The organism is Actinoplanes sp. TFC3 (assembly GCF_001553785.1).
Lineage (GTDB): Bacteria > Actinomycetota > Actinomycetes > Mycobacteriales > Micromonosporaceae > Actinoplanes.
In genome coordinates, this window is the sequence record NZ_LOJP01000001.1 from 2526232 (window position 1) to 2540472 (window position 14241).

Genomic DNA, 14241 nt, shown 5'->3' on the forward strand with positions numbered 1-14241 from the left:
CGCCGGGGCGGGGGTGCGCGGCGCGGTAGGCCTGCAGACCCGCTTCCACCCGGCGATCCGGCACGTCGCCGGCCTGCCCGCCGATGGCTTCATCGGCGGGTCCCGACGGGGGAGACGGTCCATGGACACGGGCCGCACGCGGTGAGAACCGACCGTCCTCACCCCGCGGTGAAGTCAGGCGACCGAGATCAGCTCACGGTGGTGCCGCGGCGTCTCCACCTCGTCGATCAGCGCGACGGCGAGGTCGGCGTAGGCGAAGGCCGGCGCACCCTCGACAGTCGGCTGCAGCTGCCTGCCGCCGACCGTGTACTTCCCGGTGCGCTCCGCGTCGGCGTCCAGGACGACCGGCGGAGGCACCACGATGACGTAGTCGAGGGACGCGTCGCTGCCCTCCAGGACCGCGATCTCCGCCGCGTGGCCCAGGGAGAAGTCCTTTCCTGCATCCGGGAAGCCGGGGGTGTCGTGCACGGCGACGCCGGGCGACACCTCCAGCGCGGTGCCGACGCCCACGACCGCGAGCCTGCCGACGCCCGCCTTGGCCAGGCCGCCGACGAGCGCCTCGGCGGCCGCCCGGTAGAAGTCGCCGGCCGGGACGTCGGGGCGGAAGACGGCGGAGACGGCGGCGTCCGCACCGGCCGCCACAGTGGCGACGCTGTCGGCGTCGGTCACGTCGCCGGCCACCACGGAGACGCCCGCGCCGCCGAGGTCCGGGTACTTACCCGGGTCACGCATGACCGCAATCACCTCGTGCCCGCGGCAGACCGCCTCGGCCACCGCCTTGCCGCCGGCGCCGAAAACCACGATCTTGCTCATTTAACAATTTCCTTCCGTTGTAGTAGCCAGAACGGTAGCGGCCGACTCCTCAGTTACTGCAACGATACGAAAGAATTTGCTATCGTCTCGGGCATGACTACTCCGCTGGATCCCGCCATGTTTTCGCAGTGCCGGACCACGGCTCTGCCGATGCGGATGACCAACAAGTGGGCCGCGAAGATCATGGTGTTCCTGAAGGACGGCCGGCGTCGTTTCTCCGAGTTGCAGGCGCCGCTGCAGGGCGTCACTCCGAAGGTGCTGGCCGAGTCGCTGCGCGCGATGGAGCGCGACGGCATCATCACCCGCACGTCCTACCCAGGTGTCCCGCCCCGGGTGGAATATGAGCTGACCGATCTCGGCCGCTCCCTGCTGGAGCCGCTGAACACGTGGTGCGACTGGGCCGAGGAGCACCTCGGCGAGCTACTCGGCGCCCGCGAGGTCTACGAGCAGCGCAGCGCCTGATATGGGCGGACGGCCCCGGGTCTGCCGGGGCCGTCCTCAGCGAGCTTTCCGACGCGCCAGGGCGTCTCGGTGATCAGGTCGGCGAGCCGGTGCACATCAGTGACGACGGGTTCCCGGTTTCCGTATTCTGCGAAAGGGCCGCCCGTGGTCACGGCAAAAGCGAATGGTAATAAGTTTCTCGGGAGCCGATAACCCGCTTTTCCCCTCTAGATAATTGCGGTTTCCCGGCCGGGCCGAAATCGTATTGGCCTGCGTTCCGCCGGACCGTTAGACTGCCGGTTACGATGGTGGTGAAAGCGACGGCCATTCTTTCGTACCGTTTTTCGCGCGCCGTTGTTCATCATTTTGGCCGGGTCGCGCAGGGGAGAACGGATCTCGGCGTCCCCGGGTCCCGCGGCGATCGCCGGCGGCGCTCCCGGATATCTGTTCCCAAGCCGACCAGCCACTGCCGCGGCGCGGCGGCACCCGGATGGGACGCCTCACCGACCGATCCGGTGTCTACTTGCGGGCGTCCCCGTTCGGCGGGGCGCTCGGCGGCGTGGGCCCGGCGACCCGCAACGCGATCACCGCCGTCGACGCGGCCGGGTACGACGTGGTCCTGGTCGAGACGGTCGGCGTCGGGCAGTCGGAGACAGCGGTCTTCGGTGGCACGTCGCCGGGCCTGCCAAATGCTGGGAGTCGAGGGGTCGCAGGTGTAAATCCTGTCAGCCCGACAAATGAGGCTAGTCAAGACTCCAGTGATCTTTTCAGGCGGGCGATTGCGGTTACCGGCGCCTACGGTGGATGCATGTCGATGATCCTGAACCGCCGCGATCTGGACTTCCTGCTGTACGAGTGGCTCGACGTCGAGTCCCTGACCGCGCAGCCGCGGTTCGCCGAGCACGGCCGGGAGACGTTCGACGCGCTGCTTGATCTGTCGCAGCGGATCGCCGAGCGGGAGTTTGCCCCGCACAACCGGCGCGGCGATCTGGAGGAGCCGACGTTTGACGGGTCGTCGGCGACGGTGATTCCCGAGGTGGGTAAGGCGTTGCGGGCCTTCGCGGACGCGGGATTGCTGTCGGCGACGTTTCCGGCTTCGGTCGGGGGCATGGAGTTGCCGCAAGTGGTGGGGCGGGCATGCTTCGCGTGGTTCCAGGCGGCGAACATCGCCACGTCGGCGTACTCGATGCTGACCATGGGCAACGCTGCCCTGCTGCTGGAATACGGCAGCCCGGAGCAGATCGACACCTACGTACGGCCGATGCTCGAGGGCCGTTACACCGGGACGATGTGCCTGTCGGAACCGCAGGCGGGTTCCTCGCTCAGCGACGTGACGACCCGGGCCGTGCGGCAGGACGACGGAACGTACCGGATCACCGGGTCGAAGATGTGGATCTCGGCGGGGGATCATGAGCTCAGCGAGTCGATCGTGCATCTGGTGCTGGCGCGGGTGGTGGGGGCGCCGGCGGGGGTGAAGGGACTGTCGCTGTTCATCGTGCCGAAGCACCTTGCCCCCGGCATCCGCAACAACGTCACCCTGGCCGGGCTCAACCACAAGATGGGATTCCGCGGTACGACCAATGCTGTGCTGGCCTTCGACGACGCGACTGCTCACCTCGTACAGTCGGAAGGTCAGGGTTTGGCCCAGATGTTCCACATGATGAATGAGGCGCGGATCGGTGTCGGGGCGGGTGCGGTGGCGCTCGGATACACCGGCTATCTGCATGCGCTCGCCTATGCGCGGGAGCGCCAGCAGGGCCGGCCGCCCGCCGGGAAGGACCCTTCGGCGCCGCCGGTGCCCATCGTGCGTCACCCCGATGTGCGGCGCATGCTGCTGGCCTGCAAGAGCTACGTCGAGGGCGGCATGGCTCTGATTCTGTACGCCGCCAAGCTCGTCGACGTCGGCGAGAACGTGCTCCTCGACGTGCTGACGCCGATCGTCAAGGCGTGGCCGTCGCAGTGGTGTCTACGCGCGAACGACCTCGCCATCCAGGTGTACGGCGGCTACGGCTATACGCGCGAATACCCGGTCGAGCAGTTCTACCGCGACAACCGGCTCAACCCGATCCACGAGGGTACGGACGGGATCCAGGCGCTCGACCTGCTCGGCCGCAAGGTTCTGCTGAACGACGGTCTGCGGGTGCTGGTGTCGGCGATCTCCGCCACGGCTACGTCCTCGTCGTCGCCGTACGCACCGCGGTTGCTCGCGGCGGCGGAGAGGCTGGCCGCGGTTACCGCGTACCTGTGGGCGTCCGGCGACGCTGACAAGGCGCTGTCGAACGCATCGACCTATCTGGACGCTGCGGGGCACATTGTGATCGCCTGGATGTGGTTGTCCCAGCTCGACGCGGCCGGTGTCAAGGAGGGCGCGTTCTACGACGGCAAGCGGGTGGCCGGCCGGTACTTCTTCGAGCACGAGTTGCCGCGGATCGGGCCTTGGCTGGACCTGCTCGAATCCGGTGACACGCTGTTGCTGGACCTGGACGACACGGTCCTTTGATCCGTGCCGGCCCGACGATGCCGCAGGAGTGGTGCGCCCTGCGGCATCGTCCGGTTGCCTCAGCTGACCGTGAGTGCGGTGTCGTCGATCACGAAGGACGTCTTCAGCGAGGAGTCCTCAACCCCGGTGAACTTGAGGACCACGGTCTGTCCGGCGAAGGCGCTTATGTCGTACGAGCGAAGGGTGTAGGCACTGGCGTTGAGGTTGGAGAAGACCTGCAAAGTGGTGGAGCCGGCCTGGACGGTCAGTTTGTCGTACTGGCTGGTGGTTGTCGTCTCGGCCGTGCTGATCTTGAGGTAGAACGAGAGCGTGTAGGTGCTGCAGCCGGCCGGGAGGGTCACCGACTGGGACAGGGTGTCGGTGTGGGCCGAGCCGTAGCCGTCCAGGTAGGCGTTACGGGTGCCGGATCGCGGCGCGCCGTCGCCGGTGTTCGCGCCGATGACCCCGCTCGACGCCGTCCACGGGGCGGAGGCGGTCTCGAAGCCCGGGTTGCCGAGCTTCTGACCGGGACTGGTGCACGCGCCGGTGCCATTGAGAACCAACGTGTACGAAGCACTGTGGCTTGCCGATCCCGTACCGGTGACGGTGATGGTGTAGGAACCGGGCGCGGCGGCGGTGGTGGTCGCTACGGTCATGGTCGACGACCCACCGGAGGTGACCGAGGCCGGGCTGAAGCTCACCGAGACGCCCGCGGGAGCGCCGGAACTGCTCAGCGCGACGGTCTGCGCGCTGCCGGAGGTGGTGGCGGTGCTCACGGAGGTCGTGACTGTTCCACCCGGGGTCACCGCGCCCGTACCCGGGCTGAGCGACACCGAGAAGTCGTTGGCCGGCGTAGTGCCTGTGGTGAGGGTCCAGAGGGCGTACTCCTCGGCGTTGGCCCAGCGGCCCAGGGAGGTGCTGTTGATGTTCGACGGATACGAGTCGCAGGCCTTGTGGTAGCAGGGGTCGTACGGCTGCCCGGCGGTACCGCCCCACTTGGTCACCTGGGCGCTGGTCTTGGTGTAGCCGGCCCCGGTGGAGTTGATCGACGACGGAATGCCCGCGTTGCGGAACGAGCCGTCGTCGCTGCAGCACTCGGTCGACGTCTCGGTGGCAACGTTGATCGAGGTGAAGTACTCACGCAGCTTCACGGCGATGGCGTCGGTGCCGGTCACGAAGTAGCCACCGTTGGTGGACGCGACCATGTCGAAGGTGCCGTAGGCCTTGATGGCCGACTTCTGTGCCGTGGTCAAAGAGTTGACGTAGAACTTGGAGCCGATCAGCCCCTGCTCCTCCCCGGCCCACCAGCCGAAGCGCAAATGTTTGGTCATGGCCGGGTGGTTCGCGGCCAGCCGCAGCGCGGCTTCCAGCAGCGTGGCCGTGCCGGAGCCGTCGTCGTTGATGCCGGGCCCGGCCGAAACGCCGTCGGAGTGGGCGCCGAACATGTAGGTGTTGCTGGTGTCGCCGCCCGGCCAGTCGGCGATGATGTTCTTCGCGGAGCCGCTGCAGGTGGTGCAGGTCTGCACGGTGACGGTGAACCCGGCCGCCTGCAACTTCTGCTGCAGGTAGGTCGTCGTCGCGGAGTGCCCGGCCGTGCCGGTGGCCCGGTTGCCGCCGTTGCTGGTGGCGAAGGTCTGCAGCTGTTGCAGGTGGGCGTTGACGTTGGCGACATCGACGGGCGGCGGAGCGAGCAACAGGGGAGTATCGGCCGCAGCCGCCGGTGGTGCACCGATCGCCAGTGCCGTCACCGCGCTGACAACCGCAGCTGCCATCACCGTTCTGAATCTCATGAAGCGCTCCCAGGGTCGAGGCCGGGTTCACGGCCTGCCGTAGGAGAACAGGACAGTGCCGTCGAGCGCAAGATATTGAAATGCCTATATCTCTGAGTTGTTCAGGCAGGCCGGGGATGGCATCGAGGGCCCGCTGGCGGTCCGGTTCTCGGGAAAGAACGGGTGGGCGTGGCTCTCAGCGCTTCGGCGTCGTACCGATCGCCAAGGGTTCCCGCCGTTGAACCAACTGGGTCGCACCGGCGCCAAGCCCGGATGGCCGTCATCCGGGCGGGTGATGCGAGCACGGCGGCATCAGCCGTCGTGCCGGGCGACCTCGGTGTGTCCGTCGAACAACGGCCGACGGCCCCCACGCGTGATTCGTGCGTGATCAACGGCCCTGGTGGATATTGGTTGGCATGTCAACATGGCTGATCCGCCCCTTACGGGAGGTCCCACGCGATCTCGGGGTCGGGCCAGAAGCGGATGCCCATCGCGCGCAGCCGGGCGCCGAGGGCCGCCATCCGCGAAGCGAAGTCGTCGAAGTCTCCGGCTGGGCTCCACGCCTTCTCCATGATCGCGGCGAGGCGTGGCCACACGGCCGTCTCGACGTCCGGGCCGCCGCGGCGCATCGTCTCGCCCCAGATCGCCGCCTCGACGCCCTGGGTCTGCGCCTCGGTGAGGCCGAACTCGCGGTGCAGGCTGCGGCCCGTGGTTTCGTCGATGACGTCGGCCGGGTCCCACTCGTACGCGGCTCGGGTGGTGCGGTCGGTGTACTTGATGCCGTAGCCGGGCGCGAACCCGTAGTCGAGATAGGTGCGGAACGTGGGGGAGAGGAGCACCGGCCGGCCCCCCGCGAACCACTCCTGCGTGGTCTCGCCGGCCCGATCGGCCCAGTATTGGTGGACCACCCCGGCGTCGAGGCCGGCCTTCGGCACCGGCGTCCAGCCGATCATCGTCTTGCCGTACGAGGCGACGATCCGGCGGGCCCGTCGCAGGAAGGCCGCGTACTGCTCCTCCGGCATGCCGACGACTTCGTCGCCGCCGATGTGCAGGTAAGGCCCCGGGGTCAGCGCGGCCACTTCGCGGATCACGTCGTCCAGGAACGCGTACGTCACCTCGCGCTCGACGTCCAGCGCGACCGTCCCGACGCCATCCGTGGTCATCAGCGGGATCGGCGGGCCGCCGCCGTGGAGCTCGGGATAGGACGAGACCGCGGCCGTGGTGTGACCGGGTACGTCGATCTCCGGAACGACCAGCACGTGGCGGTCGGCGGCGTAGCGGACGATCTCGGCGTAGTCGTCCTGGGTGTAGAAGCCGGAAGGGCAGCCCGCGACCGCTCCGGTGCCGCCGTGCGCGGTGAGGTTCGGCCACGATCGGATCTCGATGCGCCAGCCCTGGTCGTCGGTCAGGTGCAGGTGCAGCCGGTTGCCCTTGACCAGCACCAGAGCGTCAACGAGCCGCTTGACCTCGGGCACGCCCAGGAAGCTGCGGGCCGGGTCGAGCATCAGCCCGCGGTGCGCGAACCGCGGATGGTCGGCGATGCGGCAGGACGGCACCGTCCACCGAGGAGCCGGCTGCACCGCCGAGCCGGCGAACACCGCAGGCGGCAGCATCTGCAGCAGCGTCTGGATGCCACGCAGCACCCCGGCGGCGCTCGCACCGGTGATGGTGACCCGGCGCGGCCCGGCGGTGAGCAGGTAGGCCTCCGCCGGGCCGGTCAGCTCGCCGATCATCAGCTCGACGTCGTCCGTCCCGGCGAGCCGGGTGGAGACGGGCTGGGTGACGACGGGGATCGGGAATCCGGTGGACACACGCAACCGCTCCGCGAGCAGGGAAGCCGTGGTGTGCAGCGCCGGGTCGTCGAGGACGATGCGCGTGCGTGGCGAGAGCTCGTACGGCGGACCGCCGCTCTCGGTATATCGCACCGGGGCCGGGACGATCATCCCTTCACCCCCGTCAGCGAGATGCCTTCGACGAACGCCTTCTGCGCGAAGAAGAAGATCACCACCACCGGCACCATGATCACCACGGTCAGCGCCATCGTCAACGACCAGTCGCTGCCGTGCTGGCCGCGGAAGGTGGCCAGCCCGTACGCGATCGGCCACCAGCGTTCGTTCTCCGACGCGTAGACCAGCGGTCCGTAGTAGTCGTTCCAAGAGCTGAAGAACAAGAAGATGGCCGCCGACGCGATGCCGGGCCGGGCCATCGGTACGATGACGCGTCGCAGCACACCCCACTCGCCGCAGCCGTCGATGCGCGCGGCATCCGCGTACTCCTTGGGGATGGTCAGGAAGAACTGCCGCAACAGGAAGATGCTGAACGCGTCGCCGAGCAGGTTGGGCAGGATCAACGGCCACAGCGTGCCGGTCAGGTGCAGCCGGCTGAACAGCACGTATTTCGGCACCGCCGTCACCTGCGGCGGCAGCAGCATCGTCACGATGATCAGAGTGAAGATCAGGTTGGCGCCGCGGAAGCGCACCTGCGAGAGCGCATACGCCGCGGGAATGCTCGACGCCAGCATGAACGTGGTGGCCAGCACCGCGTACTGGGCCGAGTTGCCGAACCAGCGCGCGACCGGCAACTGAGTGAAGATGTGCGTGTAGTTGTCCCAGGAGAAGGGGTGCGGGACAATCGTCGCCGACAGCGCCTGGTCGCTGGTCATCAGCGAGGTCAGCACCACGAAGACGACGGGTACGACCGTCGCGACGCCGAGCACGACCAGGGCCGTGTGCTCGGCGACCCAGAGCAGCGGCCGGCTGGAGTGCACGCGCGAGGTCATGAGTTGTTCTCCGGTCGGAAGACGGCGATGCGGCGCATCACCAGGACGAGGACCAGTGCGGTGGTCAGAAACAGCACCACGGCCATGGCGGACGCGTAGCCGAACTGGAAGTTTGCGAAGCCGTGCTGGTAGAGCAGCTGCGTGTAGGTCATCAACGAGCTGCCGGGATAGCCGAGGTCGGTGCCCGACCCGCCGCCGACCGTGATCTTGCCGGAGGCGACCTGCGAGGCAATCGCGGCCTCGGTGAAGTACTGCAGGGCGGCGATCACACCGGTCGCGGCCGCGAAACCGAGCACCGGCGAGATCGTCGGCAGGGTCACGTGGCGCACCTGTTGGACGCCGTTCGCGCCGTCGAGCGAGGACGCCTCGTACAGCTCCCGGGGCACGTCGAGTAGCGCCGCCAGAAAGATGATCATCATGTCGCCCATCACCCAGACGCCGAGCAGCACCAGCGACGGCTTGGACCAGGCCGGGTCGTTGAACCACAGCGGTCCCTTGATGCCCAGCCAGGACAGCACGTGGTTGACCGGGCCGGTACCGGGGTTGAACAGGAACACGAATGCCACCACGCTGGCCACCGGGGGCACCAGGGCCGGCAGGTAGAACACCGTGCGCCAGAAGCCGACCGCCGTCTTGGCCCGAGCCAGCAGACCGGCCAGCATCAGCGCGCAGACGATCCGCGCCGGCACGAGCACGACCACGAACCACAAGGTGTTGCGGGCCGCGGTGAAGATCTGCGGATCCGCGGTGACCATGAACCGGTAGTTCAACAGCCCGACGAATTGCGGCGCCTGCAACTGGTTGTAGCGGGTGAACGAGTAGAACACCGACGCGACCAGCGGATAGCCGAAGAAGAGAAGCAGGCCGGTCAGCGTCGGCGCGAGCATCGAGAGCGCCACCATGCGGCGACGCGCTTCGATGCCGCGCCGGCTCGGCCTCGTCACGGACCCGCCAGCTTGCTGGCATTGTCGATGGTGATGTCCAGGTTCGCGGTGAAGGCGTTCACGTCGCCACCCTTCTCCTGGTAATCGGCCCACGCCTTCTGGAAGGTCTGGAGGTAGGCCGCGCCGTCCGGGGTGGCCGGGAAGGTGACCGTGTGAGGATCGGCGGCGCCGACCACGAACGTCTTGTAGACCGGGCTGACCTTCAGGTCGGGAGACTTCAGCGCCGAGGTGAGGGTCGGGATGTTGCTGACCCCGTTGCCCAGCTCCACCTGCACGGCGGTGTCGGTGGTCAAGTACTTCAGCAGTGCCCAGGCCAGCTCCGGCACCTTCGAGCCCCGGCCGATGCCGGCTACGTTCCCAGTGATCGACGAGGCGCCGTACTTGCCGACGCCGTCCATCACCGGCGAAGGCGCGGTGGCGTACGGCAGGCCGGGCTTCATCTTGGTGATCTTGCCGACCCGCCACTCGCCGTCGATCGTGATGGCGACCTGGCCGGTGAAGAACGCGTTGCTGGCCTGCGACTCCTGGCCGAGACCGGAGGTGAACGCCCTCAGCTTCGCGTAGCCGATCCGGTCGACGTACGCCTTCTGCCAGGTGATGAGCTTCTTCCAGGCGTCCGAGCCGCCGATCGCCGAGGTGCCGTCGGCGTTCAGGAACGTCCCGTTGATCATCGGCTGCCAGTGGCCGACGCCGTTCTCGTAGAAGTCGATCAGCGGGTTGAAGCCGAGCTGCCTGATTGACCCGTCCGGGTTGTACTTGGTCAGCGCGAGCCCGTCGGCCTCGAGCTCCTCCAGCGTCTTCGGTGGTGAGGCGATGCCGGCCGCCTTGAACAGGTCGGTGTTGTAGAACATGCCGGTGCTGTCGGCCAGCATCGGCAGCGTGCATCGCTTGCCCTTGTACTGCGTGTAGTCGCGGACCGCGGGCGGGATGTCATCCAGGTCGACCTTGTCGCGGTCGATGAACGGTTGCAGGTCGCGGAACGCTCCCGAGGAGCAGAAGCTGCCGACCGGCTGGGACGAGCTGGACACCGCGACATCGATCGGCTGACCGGCGGAGATCGCCTTCTGGACCTTGGTGTCGTCCTGCCCGTCGTGGAGCTCGACTTTGACATCCGGATACTTCTTTTCGAAGCTGGCCACCACCTGTTTCATCACGTCGGCGTTCTGGTCGGAGAAGAAGTGCCAGAGCGACACGGTGCCCGAGAGCTTGTCGGGTGCACTCTTGTCGATCCCGCTCGAGCCGCCGCTGCCGGCCGAGCATCCGGCGGTGACCAGCACCGCGGTGGTGGCGATGGCGAGGGAGCTAACTATTCGTCGCATGCGTCTCTCCCAACAGGGTTTGGAGGTAGGCGAGATTGCCGGCGGTGCGCTTGGCCAGCGGAAGCTCGGTCGAGAAGTCCTCGACCGTCACCCAGCCGTCGTAGCCGTGAGCGCGCAGCTCACCGAGGTAGCGGCCGACCGAGGCCTGGCCGGTGGTGAGCCCGGCCCACTCGTACGTCCACTGCGCACCGCCGTCCGCGCACTGCTCGCCGGTGGTGACCCAGCGAGCGTTCTTGACGTGCACGTGTGCCAGATAGGGGCCGAGCATCTCGAACGCGGCCCGATGGTTCTCCTGCCCCTCGACGACCAGGTTGCCGAGGTCGTGGATGACCCCGACATGCTCGGGGTCGAGCCCGTCGAGCAGCCGCAACGCGGCCGACGCGGACGGCGTGACGGTGTCCTGATGCGTCTCCACCAGTGCCTTCACACCCAGCTCGGCCGCCTGCTGAGCGACCCACTCCAGGTCGGCGCGGGTCCGGGCGAAGAGCTGCGGGTACGGCGTGACACCCCCGGTCGCGGGCATGGTGACCCGCGCCTGGCGTGCCCCGAGCGCGGCGGTCGCGCGCAGCACGGTCAGCACCCGCTCGTGCTCCGAGGCGGGCTCGTAGCCGCCGATTCCGGAGATCTCCAAGCCGGCTTCGGCGGTGACCCGGTCGATCTCCGGCACCCGCTCCTCGAGCCCGGTGAAGGGCCAGGTCGAGCGGTTGCCGGCCCAGAAACCCGGCGGGTCGGCCGGCCGCTGGTCGACGATCCGCCACTCGATGCCGTCCCAGCCCTGCGCGGCCAGCGTGGCGGCCGCCTCCTGCGGCGTCCAGTCCGGGGTGGACGCGGTGAACACCGAGAACTTCATCGCGCGACCCCCTCGATCGGGTCGCTGTTGTGCTCGGGCTCGCCGTCGTACTCGCCGGCCAGGACGTCGTCGATGCGGATCGGTCGGCCGAGGGTGGCGCTGAGGTAGAGGCCGCGGACCGTGGCCAAGGTGAGCAGGGCCGCCTCGACGGTCACGGCCGGTTCGCGCTGGTCGCGGATCGCGCCGGACAGATCGGCGTACTGCCGGATGTGGCCGGCCAGGAAGTGGTCCTTCTCGGCCGGGCCGTCGGTCGAGTGCTCCGGCGGCACCAGCCCGGCCTTCTGGTCGCCGGCACCCTCGGCGGCCGGCGAGTTGCCGGTCGTTGACGCCGAGGCGAGCGTCGAGGACGGGGGAGCGGCGTGGAAGTAGGCCAGGCGGTCGTCCTCGATCACCGCCGAGCCGTGCGTGCCGTAGACGGCGTACCGGGCCGACAACCCCGGGTACGCCGCGGTGGTGCAGTGAATGACGCCGAGCGCGCCGGACTCGAAGCGTACGGTCGCCACCGCGACGTCCTCGACCTCGATCCGCTCGTGGCCGAGCAGCGCGGTCGTAGCGGTGATCTCGACCGGCCGGCCGAGGGCCCAGACGAGCAGGTCGACGGTGTGCACTCCCTGGTTGCTGACCGCGCCGCCGCCGTCGAGTGCCCAGGTGCCACGCCAGGCGCCGGAGTCGTAGTAACCCTGGGATCGATACCAGGCGACGCTGCACACACCGGAGGTCACCCGGCCGAAGCCACCGTCGTGCGCGGTCTTGGTGACCAGCACCGACGCGGGGTCGACCCGGTGCTGGCTGATCACCGAGACCATCGCGCCGTTGCGCCGCGCCTCGGCCGCGGCCTGCGCGATCCGCCGGGCCCGGGGCATGGTCGTGTCCAGCGGCTTCTCGATGACCACGTGCTTGCCGGTGGCCAGCGCCTCCTCGGCCAGATCGACGTGCAGGCCGGACGGCGTGCAGATGGTGAACAGGTCGATCGCGGTGGCGGCCAAGGCCTCGGCGATCGTGCGGGCAGCCACCGGTCGCGGGTGCCCGGCCGTCTCGACGGCGTCGGCCGCCTCGGTGGCCTGCCCGAGCGTGTCGTCGATGAACGCGGCGACCTCGAAGTCCCCTTGGGCGAGCGCGGCCTTGGCCTGGTGGCGGCCGATGATGCCGGAGCCGACCACCGCGAGGCGGATGCGGGGGTTGCTGGTGGTCATGTCAGGTCGACTCCGATCTGGTCGGCGAGGCGCCGGAAGGCACGCGCGGCCCGGCCGAAGGCGGCCGGACCCGAGAAGCCGCCGAGGCTTCCCGCTTGCGTGAGATGAGGTTCGAGAGAGGCGTAGCCGGCGTATCCGTCGGCCTTGAGTGCGGCGATCGTGGCCGGCAGCTCGCCGTCCCCCTCGCCCGCGGCGACGACCTGACCGGTCGCCGCCACCGCGTCTTTGACCTGGAGATACTCGACGTAGGGGGCCAGGCCGGCCCAGCCCTGCGAGAAGGGCCGCACGCCGCACTGCACGTAGTTGGCGCTGTCCCAGGCCAGGCGCAGGTTCGGCGAGCCGACCGCCTCGACGAGGTCGAGCACCCGTGCCGGTACGTCGCCGTAGATGTCCTTCTCGTTCTCGTGCAGCAGCACCACGTCCTCGCGCTCGGCGAGATCGGTCAGGGCTCGCATCCGGGTGAGCACGTCGTCCCGGACGTCGAGCGGTGTCCGGTGCGGCCCGCGGTAGAACGAGAAGATCCGGATGTAGCGGGTGCCGAGCGTGTGGGCCGCCGCGACGGCCCGGCCGAGCCGGTCGATCTCGTACTCAACCGGCAACGCCACATCGACCTTGCCGACCGGCGAGGCCACCGCGGAGACGTCCTGCCCGAGCCGGTCGAACAGCGTACGGAGGTCGCGCAGCCGATCGGGGCCGAGCTCGATCACGTTGACGTCCCAGGCGCTGCGGACCTCGATCGACGATGCGCCGAGTGCCTGCAGCACAGCGACCTGGACCGCCGGATCCGGATGGATCTCGTCGCCGAATCCGGAGAGCCGCCACCGGGCGGCGCTCATCGGGCCGGCTCCCTCAGCAGCGACGCCGCGTCGGCGTCGAGGTAGACCGCGCAGTCCGGGTGGGTCCGCAGGATCGTGCTCGGCCACCGGGTGGAGATCGGCTCGCGCAGCGTGGCCCGGATGGCCGGGGCCTTGATCGCACCCGGAACGAGGCAGAACAGCCGCCGGCCCCGCAACAGCGCCGGCACGGTCAGAGTGACTGCCGTGCGGGGCACGTCCTCCAGCCGGGCGAAGCAGTTGTCCTGCACCTGCTGGACGCGGCTCTGTTCGTCCAGGTGCACGACCTTGGCCAGGCGCGGGTCTCTGAAATCGGCGACCGGGGGATCGTTGAAGGCGATGTGGCCGTTGACGCCGACGCCGAGCACCACCACGTCGACCGGGCCAGCCGCGAGCACGGCGTCGTAGCGGGCAGCCTCGGCCTCGGCGTCGTCGCCGGGGTCGATGACGTCGATCGAGCGCAACGGCACCCGGTCGAACAAGTGGCGCCGCAGCCATGCCCCGAACCTCTCGGGGGCCCCGGGTGGCAGGCCGACGTACTCATCCATGTGGAGCGCGTCGACGCGCTCCCACGGCACCCCCGGCGAGGCGGCCAGCGCCGCGAGGGTCTCCCGCTGGCTCGGGGCCGCAGCGAAGACGACCCGGGCCGAGTCGTGTGCGGCGACCGCGTCGCCGATGGCGAGCGCGATGTCCCGCGCGGCGGCGGCACCCAGGTCAGCCCGGCTGCCAAAGACCTTGACGACCAGCGTCGATTCGACTTCCGACATGCGCCGATCCTGCTGTGCAAACGTGTGCACGTCAAGGATTCGGGGTGAGGTAGA

12 protein-coding genes and 1 pseudogene are annotated in these 14241 nt (G+C 68.9%); 3 read left to right on the plus strand and 10 right to left on the minus strand.

The window, feature by feature from the left end; all coding sequences use genetic code 11:
• Positions 1-174: 174 nt before the first annotated feature.
• On the minus strand, positions 175-813 hold the full coding sequence (locus TFC3_RS11430; protein ID WP_067499042.1) for an NAD(P)-dependent oxidoreductase: 639 nt from the start codon (positions 811-813) through the stop codon (positions 175-177).
• 93 nt (positions 814-906) lie between these two features.
• On the opposite strand from TFC3_RS11430, the gene TFC3_RS11435 reads away from it, so the two are divergent.
• The 3 genes and pseudogenes from TFC3_RS11435 (at position 907) to TFC3_RS11440 (ending at position 3754) form a co-directional block, all read left to right on the plus strand.
• Positions 907-1275, plus strand: a complete 369-nt coding sequence (locus TFC3_RS11435) for a helix-turn-helix domain-containing protein (RefSeq protein WP_067499044.1) — start codon at positions 907-909, stop codon at positions 1273-1275.
• A gap of 469 nt (positions 1276-1744) precedes the next feature.
• Positions 1745-1858 (plus strand): annotated as a pseudogene (locus TFC3_RS40440) (methylmalonyl Co-A mutase-associated GTPase MeaB); the annotation flags it as partial.
• A gap of 204 nt (positions 1859-2062) precedes the next feature.
• The gene (locus TFC3_RS11440) at positions 2063-3754 is read left to right on the plus strand and encodes an acyl-CoA dehydrogenase (protein WP_067499045.1); all 1692 of its coding nucleotides are present in this window, start codon (positions 2063-2065) and stop codon (positions 3752-3754) included.
• Positions 3755-3813: 59 nt separating this feature from the next.
• Here TFC3_RS11440 and TFC3_RS11445 read toward each other — a convergent pair whose 3' ends face one another.
• From TFC3_RS11445 to TFC3_RS11485, 9 genes are all read right to left on the minus strand, one after another.
• Positions 3814-5523, minus strand: coding sequence for a M28 family peptidase (locus tag TFC3_RS11445; protein ID WP_067499047.1), 1710 nt, complete (start codon positions 5521-5523; stop codon positions 3814-3816).
• Positions 5524-5942: 419 nt separating this feature from the next.
• On the minus strand, positions 5943-7445 hold the full coding sequence (locus TFC3_RS11450) for a beta-N-acetylhexosaminidase (protein ID WP_082771980.1): 1503 nt from the start codon (positions 7443-7445) through the stop codon (positions 5943-5945).
• Positions 7442-8281, minus strand: coding sequence for a carbohydrate ABC transporter permease (locus TFC3_RS11455; RefSeq protein WP_067499049.1), 840 nt, complete (start codon positions 8279-8281; stop codon positions 7442-7444). The genes TFC3_RS11450 and TFC3_RS11455 overlap by 4 nt, the downstream gene beginning before the upstream one ends.
• On the minus strand, positions 8278-9225 hold the full coding sequence (locus TFC3_RS11460) for a carbohydrate ABC transporter permease (protein WP_236718076.1): 948 nt from the start codon (positions 9223-9225) through the stop codon (positions 8278-8280). The genes TFC3_RS11455 and TFC3_RS11460 overlap by 4 nt, the downstream gene beginning before the upstream one ends.
• Positions 9222-10544 (minus strand): extracellular solute-binding protein, encoded by a 1323-nt coding sequence (locus tag TFC3_RS11465; RefSeq protein ID WP_067499052.1) that lies wholly within the window; start codon positions 10542-10544, stop codon positions 9222-9224. Before TFC3_RS11465 ends, TFC3_RS11460 begins: the two co-directional genes overlap by 4 nt.
• Complete coding sequence (locus TFC3_RS11470; protein ID WP_067499054.1) at positions 10528-11394, minus strand: sugar phosphate isomerase/epimerase; 867 nt, start codon at positions 11392-11394, stop codon at positions 10528-10530. Before TFC3_RS11470 ends, TFC3_RS11465 begins: the two co-directional genes overlap by 17 nt.
• A complete protein-coding gene (locus TFC3_RS11475; protein WP_067499056.1) occupies positions 11391-12587 on the minus strand; it encodes a Gfo/Idh/MocA family protein in 1197 nt (398 codons plus the stop codon). Before TFC3_RS11475 ends, TFC3_RS11470 begins: the two co-directional genes overlap by 4 nt.
• Positions 12584-13423 carry a sugar phosphate isomerase/epimerase gene (locus TFC3_RS11480; RefSeq protein ID WP_067499057.1) on the minus strand — a complete coding sequence of 280 codons (840 nt, stop codon included), beginning with the start codon at positions 13421-13423 and terminating at the stop codon, positions 12584-12586. The genes TFC3_RS11475 and TFC3_RS11480 overlap by 4 nt, the downstream gene beginning before the upstream one ends.
• On the minus strand, positions 13420-14187 hold the full coding sequence (locus TFC3_RS11485) for a 6-phosphogluconolactonase (protein ID WP_067499059.1): 768 nt from the start codon (positions 14185-14187) through the stop codon (positions 13420-13422). The genes TFC3_RS11480 and TFC3_RS11485 overlap by 4 nt, the downstream gene beginning before the upstream one ends.
• Positions 14188-14241 lie beyond the last annotated feature (54 nt).